Raw genomic sequence first — 16,623 nt, 5'->3', positions numbered from 1 at the left:
GTGTCGGCGCCTATCTGGTGCGGTCGGCGCCGCGACGCAAGCGTGCTCAGCTGCCGCGCACCGCGCCGAGCACATATTCGACATTGCCTTCCGGTCCGGTGATCGGGCTTTGCGTCACCCCGATCGCCGTCCAGCCGAGTTGCTCCACCCATGAGCGCGCCGCCTCGCAGACGCGGGCGTGGACGGCGGCGTCACGCACCACGCCGCCCTTGCCGATCTCGTGCCGCTCGGCCTCGAACTGCGGCTTGATCAGCGCCGCCAGCCGCGCCTGCGGAGCAGCGAGCGCCAGCGGCGTCGCCAGCACCTTGGCCAGCGAGATGAAGCTCGCGTCGCACACGATCAGCTCCGGGGCATAGGGCAGATCGGCGGCAGTGAGGTGGCGGGCGTTGGTCCGTTCCATCACCGTCACGCGCGAATCGTTGCGCAGCTTCCAGGCAAGCTGGCCATGGCCGACATCGACCGCCACGACATGCGCGGCGCCGCGGGCGAGCAGCACATCGGTGAAGCCGCCGGTGGAGGCGCCGACGTCCAGCGCCCGTGCACCCGCGACGTCCCAGCCGAAGATATCCAGCGCATGATCGAGCTTCAGTCCGCCGCGCGATACCCAGGGGTGATCGCGGCCACGCACGTCCAGCGGCGCATCGTCGGCGAGCGACTGGCCGGCCTTGTCGATCCGCCGCTCACCCGAGAAGACGAGGCCGGCGAGGATCAGCGCCTGGGCGCGGGCGCGCGATTCCACCAGCCCACGTTCGACGAGTAGCTGATCTGCACGCATGGTCATTTACGGCCCTTTTCGCCGGTGAGCCGTGCCGATCCGTCGGCGAAGCGAGTTGCAAAATCTGCAATCGCACTTTCGTTGTTTGCGTTTGAAATAATCTGTCGTGAGCCTATTTGCGCTGCACCGCACAATCGAGCGGTCGGTCCAACGGGCCGGTAGATGAGGGAACCAGTGACATGCGTCTGTTCGAAACCGCTGCGCTGACGGCGCTTGCCGTCTCGGCTCAGGCCCTTGTGGTTGCCGCGATCCTGATCTGATCGCCGCCATTCGAGGCTGATAAAACGCAAGCCGCCGACCTCGGTCCGGCGGCTTTCGTGTTTCTTGCACATGCGAATTCAGCCGTTCGCAGCTGCAATAAGGCGGTCGGCCAGCCGCGCGACATCGGCCTCGGTCGTCCGCCACGACGACAGGCTGACACGAAATGCCGGTCTGCCCTGCCATATCGTCGTTCCGAACCAGCCATCCTCCGAGGCAAGCGCCGCCTGCCGCACGCGCGCCGTCTCTGCATCGTCGGTGCCGCGCACCAGCACCTGATTGATGACGACGCGGTTGAGCACGTCCAGCCGGCTGCCGCGAAGCCGCTCGGCGAGATGGGAAGCCTGATCGCAATGCCGGTCGACCATCGCCGCCACGCCGGACCGGCCGAGCGTGCGGAGGGCCGCCCAGATCGGGATGCCACGCGGCCGGCGCGAGAATTCCAGTGTCAGGTTCTTCTGGGCATCCTTGGCCGCCGTCGCATAGGCGGCATCGCTGTTCATCGCGCCGGCCAGCGCCTCGGCGTCGCGGCAGATCGACATCGCGCCGTCATAGGGGGTGTTGAGCCATTTATGCCCGTCGGTCGTCCAGCTGTCGGCCTGCTCCACGCCGTTCGTCAGCGCGCGTCGTGACGAGGCGCGCGCCCAGATGCCGAAGGCGCCGTCGACATGCACCCACGCGCCTGCGGCATGCGCCATCGGGATCAGCGTGGCGAAGGGATCGAATTCTCCCGTGTTCACCTCGCCGGCCTGAAGACAGAGGATGGTGCGATCATCGAGCGCGGGCAGGCGCGCAGGATCGATCCGGCCATGCTCGTCCACCGGCGCCGCGATCACGCGCCGCATGCCGAAACCGAGCAGGCGGAGCGCCTTGCGCACGGTGATGTGGACGGTCTCCGACACCACCACCTTGATCTCCGGCGCGCCGATCAGCCCGTCCTCGTCGAAATCCCAGCCAAGCCGGCCGAGCATGGACCGGCGGGCGGCGGCAAGGCAGGCGAGGGTGCAGGCGGTGGCGCTGGTGCCGAAGCCGACCGCGCTTTCCCTCGGCAGGTCCAATATGTCGAGCACCCAGCCCGCGGCGACTTTCTCGATCGCGGCGGCGGCGGGAGAGTTGTCGGGCGTGGAGGCGCATTGGTCCCACGCCAGCATCAGCCGCTCAGCCGCCGCGGCGCCGGGAAGCGCGGCTCCGATGACGAAGCCGAAATAGCGCGGGCCGTTCGAGGCGGTCGTCGCGGGCGAGCCGAAGCGATCGAGCATCTCGAGCATTTCCGCCGGGTCGGTGGCGTGATCCGGCAAGGCCTCGGCGAAGGCGCCGAGCGCCTCGCGGGCGGCGGCGCCGGGGAAGGGCGGGCGGGTATCGATGCCTTCAAGATAATGACGGGCCCGCGCGTCGGCCTGCGCGAGCAGCTCGATCTCATCGATCAAAAGACGCCCTTCCATGCGATGTTCTCAGGATGCGCGCGCGCCTTCCACCACCCCATCGCTATTGTAGCGCAGCGCCTTGAGCACCGTCGCCACGATATGATCGGCGTCGAGCCCGGCCTCGGCATATTGCAGGTCGGGCTTGTCCTGATCCTGGAAGACGTCAGGGAGGCGCATCGTGCGCAGCTTGAGGCCGGCATCGATCAACCCTTCGTCGGAAGCGAGCGTCAGCACATGCGCGCCGAGGCCGCCAATGGCGCCTTCCTCGATCGTCACCGCCACTTCATGGCCGGTCAGCATGCGCCGGATCAGCGCCTCGTCGAGCGGCTTGGCGAAGCGCAGGTCGACGACGCTGGTCGAAAGCCCGCGTGCCTCGAGCCGGTCTGCCGCCTTGAGCGATTCCTCCAGCCGCGTGCCGAGCGAAAGGATCGCCACCGTCTTGCCCTCGCGGACGATGCGGCCCTTGCCGATTTCGAGCGCTTCGGGCGTCGTGGGCATGGCGACGCCGGTGCCGTTGCCACGTGGATAGCGGCAGGCGATCGGCCCGGCATCATGCACCGCCATGGTGTGGACCATATGGACCAGTTCCGCCTCGTCGGCGGCGGCCATCACCACCATGTTGGGCAGAGTGGCGAGATAGGTGACGTCGAAGCTGCCGGCATGGGTGGCACCATCGGCGCCAACCAGCCCGGCGCGGTCAATCGCGAAGCGCACCGGCAGATTCTGGATGGCGACATCATGCACCACCTGGTCATAAGCGCGCTGCAGGAACGTGGAATAGATCGCGGCGAACGGCCGATAGCCCTGCGCCGCCAGCCCGGCGGCGAAGGTGACGGCGTGCTGCTCGGCGATGCCGACGTCGAAGAAGCGCTCCGGGAATTTCTCCTGGAACTTGTCGAGCCCGGTGCCGGACGGCATCGCCGCGGTGATCGCACAGATGGTGGGATCGCGCGCCGCCTCGGCGAGCAGGGCATTGGCGAACACCGCGGTATAGCTGGGCGGGCCGGGGGGCGCCTTGTCCTGCGCGCCCGTCACCACGTCGAACTTCTGGACGCCGTGATATTTGTCGGCGGCGGCCTCGGCCGGGCCATAGCCCTTGCCCTTCTTGGTGACGACATGGACGAGGATCGGCCCCTCGGCCGCATCCCGCACATTCTCCAGCACCGGCACCAGCCGGGCGATGTCGTGCCCGTCGATCGGGCCGACATAATAGAAGCCCAGCTCCTCGAACAGCGTGCCGCCCATGGCGAGGCCGCGCGCGAACTCGTCGGTCTTGCGGGCGGCCGAATGAAGCGGCCGGGGCAGGCGCCGGGCAAGGCGCTTGGCGAGATCGCGCAGGCCCAGGAACTCGCGGCTGGATACGATCCGCGCCAGATAGGCCGAAAGCCCGCCCACCGGCGGCGCGATCGACATGTCGTTGTCGTTGAGGATGACGATCAGGCGATTGCCCGCCGCCTCGGCGTTGTTCATCGCCTCATAGGCCATGCCTGCCGACATCGCGCCGTCACCGATCACCGCGATCGCCTTGCCGGGCCGGTCGGCCAGCTTGTTGGCGACGGCAAAGCCCAGCGCCGCCGAAATCGACGTTGAGGAATGCGCCGCGCCGAAGGGGTCGTATTCGCTCTCGCTGCGCTTGGTGAAGCCGGACAGGCCGCCGCCCTGCCGCAGCGTGCGGATGCGATCGCGCCGACCAGTCAGGATCTTGTGGGGATAGGCCTGATGGCCGACGTCCCAGATCAGCACGTCGCGCGGCGTGTCGAACACATAATGGAGGGCGACCGTCAGCTCGACGACGCCGAGGCCGGAACCGAGGTGGCCGCCGGTGGTGCCGACGGCGGAGATCATCTCGGCACGCAGCTCCTCGGCCAGCTGGCCGAGCTGCTCGGGCTTCAGCTTGCGAAGGTCGTCGGGAGTAGAGGCCGCATCGAGCAGGGGAGTGGCGGGCAGATCAACCATGGCCCTTCTTTAACCAAGCCTCGGAGCCAAGTCGATTGTTCCTCTATGGCGCAGGCGCCACACTTGCCCTCGCATTCCGCGCGACCGGGCCTAGATGCAGGGAAATTAGGCTTTTCGGGCGTGAGGATCGGCATGGATTTCGGGCTTCTCATCGACGGCGCGCTGATTCCCGGCGCCGCCCGGCTGGACGTCGTGAACCCGGCGACGGGCAAGGTCTTCGCGCGCGCACCGCGTGCTGACTCCGCCCAGGCCGAACGCGCCATCGCGGCGGCGGGACGTGCCTTTCCGGGCTGGGCGGGGCTCGGCTATGCCGGGCGGCGGCGTCAGCTCGAGTCGCTGGGCAGCGCCATCGCCGCACGGGCGGCGGAGTTCGCCCGGCTGATCACCGAGGAGCAGGGCAAGCCGCTCGATCAGGCGAGCGGCGAGGTATCGGCGGCGCTATCGGCGCTGCGCTGGTTCGCCCGGCAGGAACTCGGCCCCCGTCTGCTGCGCGACACGGCCGCCGAGCGCATCGTCGAGGATCGCTATCCACTCGGCGTGGTGGCGGCGATCACGCCGTGGAATTATCCGCTGCTGCTGTTGATGGTAAAGCTGGCCCCGGCCCTGATCACCGGCAACACCGTCATCGCCAAGCCGGCGCCGACGACGCCGCTCACCACGCTGCTGCTCGGCGAGGTCGCGGCGAAGGTGCTGCCCCCGGGGGTGTTCCAGACGCTGGTCGACGACAATGATCTCGGGCCGCTCCTCACCGGCCATCCCGGCATCGCACATGTCAGCTTCACCGGCTCCACCGCCACCGGCAAGAAGGTGCTGGCGAGCGCCGCCGACACGCTCAAGCGCTTCACGCTGGAGCTGGGCGGCAATGATCCGGCCATCATCCTCGACGACGCCGATATCGCGGCGGTGGCGCCACGTATCTTCGAGGGCGCGATGATGAATGCCGGGCAGGTGTGCCTCGCGGTCAAGCGCGTCTATGCGCCGCGCCCGCACGTCGATGCGCTGTGCGCCGCGCTCGCCCGGCTGGCCGAGGCGGCGGTGGTCGGCGACGGGCTGGAGCAGGGGACGACCATCGGTCCGATCCAGAATCGCGCCCAATATGACAGGCTCGTCGCCCTCATCGAGGAGACCCGCGCGCAGGGCAATATCGTCGCCGGCGGCGTCGTGCCCGCGGGCGAGGGCTATTTCATCCCGCCGACGATCGTGCGCGACCTGCCCGACGATGCCCGGCTGGTGCGCGAAGAGCAGTTCGGCCCGGTGCTGCCGGTGCTCGCCTATGACGATCTCGATGACGCCATCGCCCGCGCCAATGCCAGCGAATATGGCCTCGGCGCGACGATCTGGACCGGCGATGTCGCCCGCGGCCTCGCGGTGGCGGCGCGCATCGAAAGCGGGACGGTGTGGGTGAACCGCAATCTCGACCTGCCGTTCGACGTCCCGTTCGGCGGCGCCAGGCAATCCGGCATCGGCCGCCAGCAAGGCATCGAAGGATTGGAGGACTTCACCCAGGCGCGCATCATCAACGCCGCGCTGGGCTGACCCCGTCATTTCCGGCTGGGGCGCAGGCCACGCAACAGGGCGCGGCCCTCGCCGAACTGCCAGATGGCGAGGGTCGGCAGGCCGATGGCAAGATCCCGGGCGCGCTTGGCGAGGGAGAGGGCAAGCGCCGATTCCGCCGGCAGGCCGAACAGCGGTCCGATCAGGGCATAGGCCGCCTCCTGAACCCCGATCGCGCCGGGAACGGCGAAGGCGACCGAGCGGAGCATGAAGATCAGGCTCTCGATCGACAGCGCCGCCCGGAAGGACAGCTCCACGCCCATCAGCCGCAGCACGATCCACGCCCCGGCGGCACTCCCCACCCAGCCGACGAGGTTGAGCAGGAACGCCGCCAGCACCGCGCGCCGCCGGCCATAGATGCGGCGCAACTCCGCCTCGACGCCCTCCATCGCCAGCGCCGATTGCGGCAGGACGTGGCCGGCAAGCCGCGTCGCCAGCCCGAGCAGCGAGCGCTGGGCGACGAAGAAGGCGATCATCAGCGCGATCATCGCCACTGCGCCGGAGAGGATCATCGGCCGCAGCGTCTGCGCGCCGCCGCCGCTGACGATGGTCACCAGCAACGCCGCGCCGAAGAGGGTGAAGACGAGCTGACCGGCCATTTCAGTGGTCATGTCGACGATCAGCGAGGCGTAGACGCGGGCGCCGGCGACGCCATCGGCCGCCAGCAATCGCGTCGCCACGACGATGCCGCCGATCTGGGAGAAGGGCAGCAGGTCGGCCACCGCCTCGCGCACCAGCCGGGCCCAGGCGAACAGCCCGATCCGGCCGACAGGCTCGTCCGGCGCCGAGGCCAGCCAGGCCCCGCCCAGCACCGCGAACACGCCCAGCGAATAGAGGCAGTAGAGCAGGAAGCCACCAACGCCGACGCGCTTCGCCACGGCCAGAATCTCGCCAAGGCCGGTGCGGTCGAACGCCCACACCGCCGCCGCCAGCCCGCAAAGCGTGGCGAGGAGGATGCCGGCCCGCGCGAGTGAAGGCGTCACGCGCCCGCCTTCTTCCCCCGCCCGATGAAGCGCAGGATCAGCCGCATGGCACCGGGCACGAATCGCGGACGGATCAGCCGCTGGTCATAAGGGGCGAGGCGGCGGTCATTCTCGGCGAGGCAGATGCGCGCCAGTTCCGGGAAGCTGATCTCCACGCCCAGCTCCCTGGAGCCGTTGAGGGTGAAGTTGTTCTCCTGAGCCTTGGTGTTGTCCTCGCCCAGCCCCCTGGCCATGTCGATCCGTTCCCAGATCAGCGCGATCCAGATCGCGATCACCTTCAGCTCGAACCACGGCCGCCGCCACCACGGCATGTTGCGACGCCACCACGCCACCCAGTTCACGAAGAACAGGATATGGCGGCCTTCCTCGCGCATCACCGGCTCGAACGTGTCGACCAGTTCTTCCGGGAAGAAGCCGGAGTCCTTGGCCAGCTTGAACAGGCCGAAGCCGAAGAAGCTGTCGATGCACTCCGAATAGCCGGTGCGGGTGAACGCCCATTCCGGGTCGCGGGGCCTTGGATAGGGCGGCTCGGGCTGCAGTTCGATGCCATAGGCCCGCACCATATGGGACAGCACCAGCTTGTGGCGCCGCTCCTCATAAGCATCCATGGCGATCGCCTCGGCGAGCAGCGGGTCGGCGATGCCCTCCCCATAGGTGCCGACATTGATGCCGGCGCGGCCCTCCGTCGCCACGGCGATGTCCCAGATCGGCAGCGAGACAATGCGGTCGCGCGTCTCCTCGTCGAGCTTCGGCCAGTCGATCACTGCCGGGCGATAGGGGTCATGGCTGTCGAGCAGCATGCGGCAGAACAGCCGCCGATGCGCGTCCGAGCCGAGCGGCACATGGTCCCCCGGCGCCGGTGCCGGATTGGCCGAGGCGGGCGAGATGATGAGCGCGGCGAGCGTCGTCATGCGGCGACCTCCAGAAAATCGGTGAAGCTGCCGAGGCGGGCGCCGCGCGCCGCAACGGCCTCCCGGGCGGCGGGAGTGACGAGGCCGTCGAACTCCGCGCGGTGGCGGTAGCCGGGGCCGTGGCCGGGGAAATCATCAAGCATGGCGGGATGGAGATAGAGCTCGCTCAAGCCCTCGGGAAGGGCGGCGACGGCATCGGCAATGCGCGCCGCGGTCATGTGGCCGGAATGGGCCAGGCCATAGACCTGATCCGGCGCCGTCAGCCCCCTTGCCCGCGCGCGACTGCGCAGCGCCCGCGCGAACGGTGCTGCGAGCCAGCCCGAGCCGCGCGGCCGCCCCGGCTCGACCGGCGCCCGGATCGCGCGGACGCCATGACGCGCCGCCTCGTCGAGCAGGATCGCGCCGATCATCGGGTGGACGTGGAAATGCTTGTGCGCGTTGACATGATCGCAGGCGAGGCCGGTCGCGGCGAAGGCGGCGAACTGGGCAGCGATCTCGGCGCGGACCTGACGGCGGACGGCGGGGCTGAGCGCGATGGCGAGGCCGAGCCGCGCCATGTCGGTGCGGAACAGCCCGTCCGGGCCGACGAGATCGCGGACCTCGCCAGCGGGCAGCACCGGGCGGCCTTCGACCAGCACGAGATGGAGGCCGACGCCGAGGCCCGGGTTGCGCCGGGCGCGCGCCACGGCGTCGGCGACGGCGGGCGCGCCGACCATCAGGCTGGCAGCGGTAAGGATGCCGTCCTGATGCGCGGCCTCGACCGCCTCGTTTACGGCGATGTCGGCGCCGAAATCATCGGCGGTGACGACGAGCTTCGTCACCATCAGTGCAGGCCGAAGCTGACGATAGCGGACGCCTTTCGCCGAAGGGGAGAGAGGGTAGCGGTCAGCATGGGCCCGGAGGTGGCAGATGCGCGCCCGCAAGGAAAGGGGTTGAGGGTGGCAAGCAGATGCCCAGCCGACGACGTCACCGCGGACTTGATCCGGGTCCATCCGTCCGCGCGCGCACGCGCTGGGGGCGGCATGGATGCTGGATCAGGTCCAGCATGACGTTCGGGCGGGCGGCGGCCCTACGCCTCCTTCACCTTGCGCATGCGCAGGAAGGTGAAGAATTCCACGCCCTCGCGCAGGCGACGCTTCAACATGTCGAAGTCGCGCAGCATCTCGGCGACGATCGCGCCGATCTTGCGGGGGCGGAAGTAGAAGCGTTTGTAGAATTCCTCGACCTTGTCGAAGATCACCTCCGCCGGCAGATGCGGGTAGCTGAGCTGGGCGAGCTGGGTGCCGGCGTCGGTGAGCAGGTGATCGGTGCCGTCGAACCAGCCATTCTCGGTCGCCTGCTTGTAGAGGAAGGTGCCCGGATAGGGCGCGGCCAGCGACACCTGGATGGTGTGCGGGTCGATCTCCTTGGCGTAGTTGATCGTCTCCTCGATCGTCTCCAGCGTCTCGCCGGGCAGGCCGAGGATGAAGGTGCCGTGGATGACGATGCCGAGCGCGTGGCAGTCCTTGGTGAACTGGCGCGCGACATCGACGCGCAGGCCCTTCTTGATGTTGTGCAGGATCTGCTGGTTGCCGCTCTCATAGCCGACGAGAAGCAGCCGGCAGCCGCCTTCCTTCATCACTTTCAATGTCTTGTACGGCACATTTGCCTTGGCGTTGCAGGACCAGGTGACGCCGAGCTTGCCGAGTTCGCGCGCCAGCTCCTCGACGCGGGGCAGGTTGTCGGTGAGGGTATCGTCGTCGAAGAAGATCTCCTTCACCTCCGGCATCTCGCGCATCACATATTTCACTTCCTCGATCACATGGGGGATCGAGCGGACGCGGTAATTATGGCCGCCGACGGTCTGCGGCCACAGGCAGAAGGTGCAGCGGCTCTTGCAGCCGCGGCCGGTGTAGAAGCTGACATAAGGGTGCTTGAGATAGCCCCCGAAATATTTCTCGACGGTGAGGTCGCGCTTGTAGATCGGGGAGACGAAGGGCAGCTGATCCATGTCCGTCAGGATCGCGCGATCCGGATTATGGACGATCTCGCCGGCCTCGTTGCGATAGCTGATGCCTTCGATCTCGCTCCACGGCCGCTCTTCGGCGACCTCCTTCACCGTGAAATCGAACTCGTTGCGGCAGACGAAGTCGATCGCGGTCGAAGCCTCGAGCGCGCCCTGCGCGTCGACCGCCACCTTGGCGCCGATCAGGCCGATCTTCAGCTTCGGATTGAGCGCCTTGAACAGCTCGGCGGTGTGCAGATCCTGGCGGAAGGAGGGGGTGGAGGTGTGCAGCACGATCAGGTCGCGCTCGAACGCCTCGCTTTTGATGTCGTCCCAGCCGAGATCATGGGCCGGCGCGTCGATCAGCTTGGAGCCCGGCACCATCGCCGCCGGCTGGGCCAGCCACGTCGGATACCAGAAGGAGCGGACCTCGCGCTTCATCTGGTAGCGCGCGCCGGCGCCGCCGTCATAGCCGTCGAACGAGGGGGCCTGAAGGAACAGCGAACGCATCATGGGAACAACTCCTGGCCGGCCGTGACACGACCGTTGCGGGACATTTTAAGCTTCGCGCCCCGCCAATCAACCGAGCGCGCGAAAAGGCTGCCGATGAAAATCGCGAAGGTGAAGCAATCCCGCAACGGCAGGAGCCAGAGCGGCGCGGTGCGGGCCCCGGCCTCGCGATCGGCGACCCCGGCCACCGCGACCCGCACGGCCAGCGCGCCGAGCACGAACCACAGTCCGGCCGGTACCAGCACCCAGCCGGCGAGCGCGGTCGGCAACGGGATGCCGATGACGCCGGCGATATAGGCGGCCGGCACGATCTCCTTGAGCGTGGCGCCCCAGCGCAGCTCGTGGCGCCACAGCGCGGCGAGGCTGGGTTCGTCCGAGGCATGGGTGACGAGCATGTCCGGCACGGCGACGCGCTGGCCGAGGGCATGGATCGCCTCGCCGATCGCATAATCGTCGGCGAGCATGTCGGCGAAAGGCCGGAAGCCGCCGATCGCGGCCAGCATTTCCTGCCGGAGCGCGATGGTCGAGCCCATGCACGGCCGGGCGAGACCATTGGCGACGGCGAACAGCGCCCCGGGCAGGAATTGCCAGCTCAGCCCGGCCGCTCCCAGCCGCGACCAGAACCCCGCATCGCCGCGCCCATGATAGAGGCAGGTGACGGCGCCGACGCCCGGCAGGTCGAGCGTGGCGAGAAGGCGGGCGAGATAGTCGCGCGGGGCGACGATGTCGCTGTCGCTCAGCACGATGATCGGGTGGGCGATGTGCGGCGCCAGATTGATGAGGTTGGCCACCTTGCGGTTGGCGCCGTGGGGCGTGGCATCGACGACGAGATCGATGCGGACGCCGGCGCGCTCGCGGCGGAGCCGTTTGACGATGGCGATCGCCGGATCGTCGGGCCGCTGCACGCCGCAGAGCAGCTGGATCGGGCCGGCATGATGCTGGTCGAGGAAGCTCGCGAGATTTTCGTACAGACGGGGCTCGGCGCCGTGGAGGGGCTTCAGAAGGGTGACGGCCTCGGCACGCGGGGCGGCGCCGGCGGACGCATCGCGGAAATGGCGGCGGAGGAGCAGGCCGGCGGCGACCATATAGGCCGTGCCAAGCGCCGAAAGGCCGAGCAGCACCCAGCCGAGCGCGTGTCCGATCAGGGCGAGCGAAGCCATACGGCTCCCTATCGTCCCTGCGTCATCCTGTGTAGAGCGCATCGGCCAGGAGCGGAGGCGGTGTGGCCGAGGACAGGATTTTCGTCACGGGCGTATCCGGTTTCGTCGGCTCGGCCGTGGCCCGCGCGCTGGCCGCACGCGGCCGGGCGATCACCGGGCTGGTGCGGGCAAGCTCGCCGCGCGGCAATCTCGCCGACTTCCCGGGTGAGCTGGTCGAGGGCGACGCGCGCGATCCGGCGGCGGTGGCGCGGGCGATGCGCGGCGCGCGCCACGTCTTCCATGTCGCCGCCGATTATCGCATCTGGGCGCCTGACCCGGAGGAGATCGTGCGCAACAATCTCGCCAGCACGCGCGCGGTGATGGAGGCGGCGCTGGCCCATGGCGTCGAGCGGGTGATCTATACGAGCAGCGTCGCCACGCTGCTGCCGGGCGACGTCGGTCCATCCGACGAGCGCGCCGCCGCCCGGCCGGAACAGGTGACCGGCGCCTATAAGCGAAGCAAGGTCGTCGCCGAGCGGCTGGTGGAGGAGATGGTCGCGACGAACGGCCTGCCGGCGGTAATCGTCAATCCCTCGACGCCGATCGGCCCGCGCGACGTGCGGCCGACGCCGACGGGACGGATCATCGTCGAGGCGGCCAACGGGCGGATGCCGGCCTTCGTCGACAGCGGGCTGAACCTCGTCCATGTCGACGATGTCGCCGAGGGACATGTCGCGGCGCTGGAGCTGGGCGCCATCGGCGAGCGCTATGTGCTGGGCGGGCAGGACGCGACGCTGGCCGAGCTTCTGGGTGAAATCGCGCGGCTGACCGGGCGGCGACCGCCGTCGGTGCGCCTTCCGCGCGGGCCGCTGATGCCGCTCGCCTGGGTGAACGAGCGGCTCGCCCGGGTGACCGGGCGCGAGCCGTTCCTGACCATCGACGGCCTGCGCATGGCGCGGCATCGCATGTATTATTCCTCCGCCAAGGCGCAGCGGGCGCTGGGCTATCGGGCGCGGCCGTTCGCGGAGGCGCTGGCCGATGCGGTTGGCTGGTTTCGCGCGGCGGGGATGATCCGATGATCGGGCTTGCGCTCGGCGGGGCGGCGCTGGCGGTGTGGCTGGGGCTGGTGTTCGGCCATGGCGGCTTCTGGCTGGCGCGCGAGCGCGATGACGGCCCGCTGCCAGTGCCGGATGCGTGGCCGGCGGTGGTGGCCGTGGTGCCGGCCCGGGACGAGGCGCAGGTCATCGCGCGCGCCGTCGCCAGTCTCGCAGCACAGGATTATCCGGGGCCGTTCCGCATCATCCTCGTCGACGACGGCAGCAGCGACGGTACCGCCGCCATCGCCCGTGAGGCTGGCGGCGCGCGGCTGACGATCCTGGCGGGCGCGACCCTGCCGGCGGGATGGACGGGAAAGCTGTGGGCGGTGTCGCAGGGCGTCGCGCGGGCCGGCACCCCCGAATATCTGTGGCTGACCGACGCGGACATCGCGCATGCGCCGGATACGCTGCGGTCATTGGTGGCGAGGGCGGAGGCGGGGCGATCGTCGCTGGTGTCGCTGATGGCGCGGCTGAGGTGCGAGGCATGGGCGGAACGCGCGCTGGTGCCGGCGTTCGTGTTCTTCTTCCAGATGCTCTACCCGTTCGCGCGGGTGAACCGGCCGGGCGGCCCGGGCGCGGCCGCGGGCGGTTGCATGCTGGTGCGGCGCGCGGCGCTGGAGGCGGCCGGCGGGATCGCGGCGATTCGCGGCGCGCTGATCGACGATTGCGCGTTCGGGGCGCTGATCAAGCGGCAAGGGCCGGTCTGGCTGGGCCTGACCGACCGCGCCGTCAGCATTCGGCCCTATGACACGCCCGGCTCGGTGGCGGCGATGATCTCGCGTTCGGCCTATGCGCAACTTCGCTATTCGCCGCTGCTGCTGGCGGGCACCATGCTCGGCATGGCGCTGGTCTATGCGGTGCCGCCGGCGCTGGCGCTGTTCGGGGAGGGCTGGGCGCGGCTGGCGGGCGCGGCAGCGTGGGCGCTGATGGCGCTGAGCTTCCAGCCGATGCTGCGCTTTTACCGGCGATCGCCCTTGTGGGGCGCGGCCCTGCCGCTGATCGCCGGCTTCTATGCGGGCTGCACCCTGCTTTCGGGCTGGCAACATCATCGCGGGCGGGGCGGCATGTGGAAGGGCCGCGCCCAGGCGGCGGCGGGCGGGCGCTGATGGCGGACCTCGCCTCCGGCAAGGGCCATCGGGACGAGAATTTCCCGGTCGCCTCGGCGCTGATCGCGCCGGCCCATCGCGCGCCGATCATGCATTTCTACCGCTTCGCGCGCGCCGCCGACGACATTGCCGACCATCCCGCCGCCGGCCCGGAGGAGAAGCTTCGCCAGCTGGAGGCAATGCGTGCGGGCCTTGGCGGCGACGGCCGGCCGGAGGCGATGGCGCTGGCGGCGGTGATGCGCGAGCGCGGGCTCGACGACGTCCACGCCCACGAGCTGCTCGACGCCTTCGTGCAGGACGTCACCGTCAGGCGCTACGCGACATGGGAGGGGCTGATCGGCTATTGCCGCCTGTCGGCGATGCCGGTCGGCCGCTTCGTGCTCGACGTGCATGGCGAGGATCGCGGCCTGTGGCCGGCCAACGACGCGCTGTGCGCCGCGCTCCAGATCATCAACCATCTCCAGGATTGCGGGAAGGATTATCGCGCGCTCGACCGGGTCTATGTTCCGGCCGAGACGCTGGCGGCGACGGGCGGCAGGATCGAAGACCTCGGCGGCGACCGCGCCACGCCGGGCCTGCGCGCGGCGATCGTGCAGCTTGCGGAGCGGACCAACGGGCTGCTTCGCGAGAGCGCGCCATTCGCGGCGCGTATCCGCGACCGGCGGCTGGCCGCCGAGGTGGCGATCATCCAGCGGCTGGCCGAGCGGCTTGACGCGATGCTGATGACGCGCGATCCGCTGGCGGAGCGAGTGCATCACGGCAAGGCGGAGACGGCGATGATCGCGCTTCGGGCGGTGGCCGGGCATTTCCTCGGGAGGGCGCGCGGATGAGCACGGGCGGCGGTGGTGCGGCGGCGCTGGGGACGCAGGCCTCGGGCAGTTCCTTCTACGCGGGGATGCGCATCCTGCCCAAGGCGGAGCGCGAGGCGATGTACGCCATTTACGGCTTCTGCCGGCTGGTCGACGACATCGCCGACGATCAGCAGGGCGGGCGGTCCGAGCGGGCGGCGGCGCTCAACCGGTGGCGGGCGGACATCGACGCGCTCTATGCCGGCGGCGAGGGCGGGCAGGCGGCGTTCCTGGCGCCGGCCGTCGCGCGCTTCCGGCTGGACCAGGCGGATTTCCACGCCGTCATCGACGGCATGATGATGGACGTCGAGGCGGATATGCGCTGGCCCGATGCGGCGACCCTCGACCTTTATTGCGACCGGGTGGCGTCGGCGGTCGGGCGGCTGTCGGTGCTCGTGTTCGGCATGGAGCGCCATGTCGGGCTGGTGCTGGCCCATCATCTCGGCCGCGCGCTGCAACTCACCAACATCCTGCGCGACATCGACGAGGATGCGGCGATCGGCCGCGTCTATCTGTCGCGGGACGCGCTGGAAGCGGCGGGCGTGCCGCTGACCACGCCGGCCGAGGTCGCGGCGGACCCCCGCGTCGACGCCGCCTGCCGGCCGCTCGCGGCGCTCGCCCATCGTCATTTCCGCGAGGCGGACGCGATCCTCTCCACCCGCCCGCGCGGCCATCGGGTGGCGCCGCGACTGATGTCGGCGGCCTATGGCAAGCTGCTCGCGCGCATGGAGCAGATCGGCTGGGCGCCGCCGCGCACGCGGGTGCGGGTATCCAAGCGGGCGATCCTGTGGACGGTGATAAGGCTGGGTCTGACGCGTTGAGCTTCGCGCGCGCGACCATTGCCGGTGCGGGGCTGGCCGGGCTGTCGGCGGCGGTGGCGCTATGCGAGGCGGGCGTTGCCGTCGCCATCTCGGATGCCGCTGCGCAGGCGGGCGGGCGCTGCCGATCCTACGACGACCCGCAACTCGGCCTGACCATCGACAATGGCAATCATCTGGTGCTGTCCGGCAATCCGGCGGTGGCGCGGTTCCGTGCGGCGGTGGGCGCCGCGACGCCGCTGGCCGGGCCGGACCATGCCGATTTCGCCTTTCGCGACCTGCGTGACGGGCGGGACTGGACGATCCGCATCAATGACGGGCCCTTGCCCTGGTGGGTGGCGGCCCGCACGCGGCGCGTGCCGGGCAGCGGCCTGCGCGAATATCTTGCGCTCGTCCGCCTGCTGCGCGATCGCAACGAGCGGATCGATGCCCATGTCGCCGCCAGGGGCGCGGCGTGGGATGGGCTGATCCGGCCGGTGCTGCTCGCCGCGCTCAATACCGAGCCGGCGGAATCCTCGCTGAGGCTGGCCGCCGCCGTGCTGCGCGAGACGATCGCCCGGGGCGGCCTCGCCACGCGGCCGCGCATCGCCGAGCCGAGCCTTTCCGCCGCCTTCATCGACCCGGCGCTGGCGTGGCTGGAAGGCCGGGGCAGTGCGGTGCGGCTCGCCCGGCGGCTGCGTGCGATGACGTTCGACGGCGAGCGGGTCGTCGCGCTCGACTGGGGCGACGGGCCGGAGCCGGTGGCTGTCGACGAGGCGGTGATCCTCGCCGTGCCGCCATGGATCGCGGCGGGGCTGGTGCCGGGCCTGTCCGCGCCCGACGAGTTCCGCGCGATCGTCAACGGCCATTTCGCCTGTGCCCCGGCGGCCGGCCGGCCGGCGATGCTCGGCCTGATCGGCGGGACGGCGGAATGGGTGTTCGCCTTTCCGGACCGGCTTTCGGTGACGGTGAGCGCGGCGGACCGGCTGGTCGATCGTGATCGCGAGGCGCTGGCGCGCATCTTCTGGGCGGATATCTGTGCCGCCCACGGGCTCGACGCGCCGATGCCGCGCTGGCAAATCGTCAAGGAGAAACGCGCCACCTTCGCCGCCACGCCGGAGCAGGAGGCGAAGCGGCCGCCGGCGCGGACCCGCTGGCGCAACCTGTTCCTGGCCGGAGACTGGATCGACACCGGCCTGCCCGCCACCATCGAAGGCGCCTTGCGCTCCGGCGAGGCGGCGGCGCGGCTGGCGATCGGCGCGGGCGCGCGGTAAGGCATCC

At 69.9% G+C, this 16,623-nt stretch carries 15 protein-coding genes; 6 read left to right on the top strand and 9 right to left on the bottom strand.

Annotation, left to right across the window (positions count from 1 at the left end; translation table 11 throughout):
• Positions 1-46: 46 nt before the first annotated feature.
• The 4 genes from KOF26_RS16520 to dxs are packed head-to-tail and all read right to left on the bottom strand — an operon-like array spanning position 47 to position 4,413.
• Positions 47-781 carry a TlyA family RNA methyltransferase gene (locus KOF26_RS16520; protein ID WP_216327716.1) on the bottom strand — a complete coding sequence of 245 codons (735 nt, stop codon included), beginning with the start codon at positions 779-781 and terminating at the stop codon, positions 47-49.
• Positions 778-1,107 carry a hypothetical protein gene (locus KOF26_RS16515; RefSeq protein WP_216327714.1) on the bottom strand — a complete coding sequence of 110 codons (330 nt, stop codon included), beginning with the start codon at positions 1,105-1,107 and terminating at the stop codon, positions 778-780. Before KOF26_RS16515 ends, KOF26_RS16520 begins: the two co-directional genes overlap by 4 nt.
• A 6-nt stretch (positions 1,108-1,113) precedes the next feature.
• Entirely contained in the window at positions 1,114-2,460 is a 1,347-nt protein-coding gene (locus KOF26_RS16510) for a pyridoxal phosphate-dependent decarboxylase family protein (RefSeq protein WP_216327712.1), read from the bottom strand.
• A gap of 24 nt (positions 2,461-2,484) precedes the next feature.
• Positions 2,485-4,413, bottom strand: a complete 1,929-nt coding sequence (dxs, locus tag KOF26_RS16505; protein ID WP_216327710.1) for a 1-deoxy-D-xylulose-5-phosphate synthase — start codon at positions 4,411-4,413, stop codon at positions 2,485-2,487.
• Between the two features lie 132 nt (positions 4,414-4,545).
• Between dxs and KOF26_RS16500 the strand changes: the two genes are divergently transcribed.
• On the top strand, positions 4,546-5,949 hold the full coding sequence (locus KOF26_RS16500; protein WP_216327708.1) for an aldehyde dehydrogenase family protein: 1,404 nt from the start codon (positions 4,546-4,548) through the stop codon (positions 5,947-5,949).
• Between the two features lie 5 nt (positions 5,950-5,954).
• Here KOF26_RS16500 and KOF26_RS16495 read toward each other — a convergent pair whose 3' ends face one another.
• The 5 genes from KOF26_RS16495 to hpnI all read right to left on the bottom strand — a co-directional run bounded on the left by KOF26_RS16495 (position 5,955) and on the right by hpnI (position 11,515).
• Complete coding sequence (locus tag KOF26_RS16495) at positions 5,955-6,950, bottom strand: lysylphosphatidylglycerol synthase domain-containing protein (protein ID WP_216327704.1); 996 nt, start codon at positions 6,948-6,950, stop codon at positions 5,955-5,957.
• Positions 6,947-7,861: a ferritin-like domain-containing protein gene (locus KOF26_RS16490; protein WP_216327701.1), complete on the bottom strand. Its 915-nt coding sequence runs from the start codon at positions 7,859-7,861 to the stop codon at positions 6,947-6,949. The genes KOF26_RS16495 and KOF26_RS16490 overlap by 4 nt, the downstream gene beginning before the upstream one ends.
• Entirely contained in the window at positions 7,858-8,685 is an 828-nt protein-coding gene (hpnK, locus tag KOF26_RS16485; protein WP_253201535.1) for a hopanoid biosynthesis-associated protein HpnK, read from the bottom strand. The genes KOF26_RS16490 and hpnK overlap by 4 nt, the downstream gene beginning before the upstream one ends.
• 245 nt (positions 8,686-8,930) lie before the next feature.
• Entirely contained in the window at positions 8,931-10,358 is a 1,428-nt protein-coding gene (hpnJ, locus tag KOF26_RS16480) for a hopanoid biosynthesis associated radical SAM protein HpnJ (RefSeq protein WP_216327698.1), read from the bottom strand.
• Positions 10,355-11,515 carry a bacteriohopanetetrol glucosamine biosynthesis glycosyltransferase HpnI gene (gene hpnI / locus KOF26_RS16475; RefSeq protein ID WP_216327695.1) on the bottom strand — a complete coding sequence of 387 codons (1,161 nt, stop codon included), beginning with the start codon at positions 11,513-11,515 and terminating at the stop codon, positions 10,355-10,357. The genes hpnJ and hpnI overlap by 4 nt, the downstream gene beginning before the upstream one ends.
• Positions 11,516-11,577: 62 nt before the next feature.
• On the opposite strand from hpnI, the gene hpnA reads away from it, so the two are divergent.
• The 5 genes from hpnA to hpnE are packed head-to-tail and all read left to right on the top strand — an operon-like array spanning position 11,578 to position 16,616.
• The gene (gene hpnA / locus KOF26_RS16470; RefSeq protein ID WP_216327692.1) at positions 11,578-12,573 is read left to right on the top strand and encodes a hopanoid-associated sugar epimerase; all 996 of its coding nucleotides are present in this window, start codon (positions 11,578-11,580) and stop codon (positions 12,571-12,573) included.
• Positions 12,570-13,697 carry a glycosyltransferase gene (locus tag KOF26_RS16465; protein WP_216327689.1) on the top strand — a complete coding sequence of 376 codons (1,128 nt, stop codon included), beginning with the start codon at positions 12,570-12,572 and terminating at the stop codon, positions 13,695-13,697. The genes hpnA and KOF26_RS16465 overlap by 4 nt, the downstream gene beginning before the upstream one ends.
• Complete coding sequence (hpnC, locus tag KOF26_RS16460; protein ID WP_216327685.1) at positions 13,697-14,527, top strand: squalene synthase HpnC; 831 nt, start codon at positions 13,697-13,699, stop codon at positions 14,525-14,527. Before KOF26_RS16465 ends, hpnC begins: the two co-directional genes overlap by 1 nt.
• Positions 14,524-15,366, top strand: a complete 843-nt coding sequence (gene hpnD, locus KOF26_RS16455; protein WP_216327682.1) for a presqualene diphosphate synthase HpnD — start codon at positions 14,524-14,526, stop codon at positions 15,364-15,366. Before hpnC ends, hpnD begins: the two co-directional genes overlap by 4 nt.
• Positions 15,363-16,616, top strand: a complete 1,254-nt coding sequence (gene hpnE / locus KOF26_RS16450; RefSeq protein WP_216327679.1) for a hydroxysqualene dehydroxylase HpnE — start codon at positions 15,363-15,365, stop codon at positions 16,614-16,616. The genes hpnD and hpnE overlap by 4 nt, the downstream gene beginning before the upstream one ends.
• Positions 16,617-16,623 lie beyond the last annotated feature (7 nt).

This window comes from Sphingomonas quercus (assembly GCF_018863195.1).
Classification (GTDB): Bacteria; Pseudomonadota; Alphaproteobacteria; order Sphingomonadales; family Sphingomonadaceae; genus Solisphingomonas; species Solisphingomonas quercus.
The sequence above is the reverse complement of the archived record's forward strand: the minus strand, read 5'-3'. Positions and strand labels throughout refer to the sequence as shown.

Excerpts from the sequence above, each read along its gene's own strand:
- KOF26_RS16490 (WP_216327701.1), bottom strand. The coding sequence starts at position 7,861 with ATGACGACGCTCGCCGCGCTCATCATCTCGCCCGCCTCGGCCAATCCG.
- hpnC (WP_216327685.1), top strand. The coding sequence starts at position 13,697 with ATGGCGGACCTCGCCTCCGGCAAGGGCCATCGGGACGAGAATTTCCCG.
- hpnI (WP_216327695.1), bottom strand. The coding sequence starts at position 11,515 with ATGGCTTCGCTCGCCCTGATCGGACACGCGCTCGGCTGGGTGCTGCTC.
- KOF26_RS16465 (WP_216327689.1), top strand. The coding sequence starts at position 12,570 with ATGATCGGGCTTGCGCTCGGCGGGGCGGCGCTGGCGGTGTGGCTGGGG.
- KOF26_RS16520 (WP_216327716.1), bottom strand. The coding sequence starts at position 781 with ATGACCATGCGTGCAGATCAGCTACTCGTCGAACGTGGGCTGGTGGAA.
- hpnJ (WP_216327698.1), bottom strand. The coding sequence starts at position 10,358 with ATGATGCGTTCGCTGTTCCTTCAGGCCCCCTCGTTCGACGGCTATGAC.
- dxs (WP_216327710.1), bottom strand. The coding sequence starts at position 4,413 with ATGGTTGATCTGCCCGCCACTCCCCTGCTCGATGCGGCCTCTACTCCC.
- hpnD (WP_216327682.1), top strand. The coding sequence starts at position 14,524 with ATGAGCACGGGCGGCGGTGGTGCGGCGGCGCTGGGGACGCAGGCCTCG.
- hpnK (WP_253201535.1), bottom strand. The coding sequence starts at position 8,685 with ATGGTGACGAAGCTCGTCGTCACCGCCGATGATTTCGGCGCCGACATC.
- KOF26_RS16500 (WP_216327708.1), top strand. The coding sequence starts at position 4,546 with ATGGATTTCGGGCTTCTCATCGACGGCGCGCTGATTCCCGGCGCCGCC.
- KOF26_RS16515 (WP_216327714.1), bottom strand. The coding sequence starts at position 1,107 with ATGTGCAAGAAACACGAAAGCCGCCGGACCGAGGTCGGCGGCTTGCGT.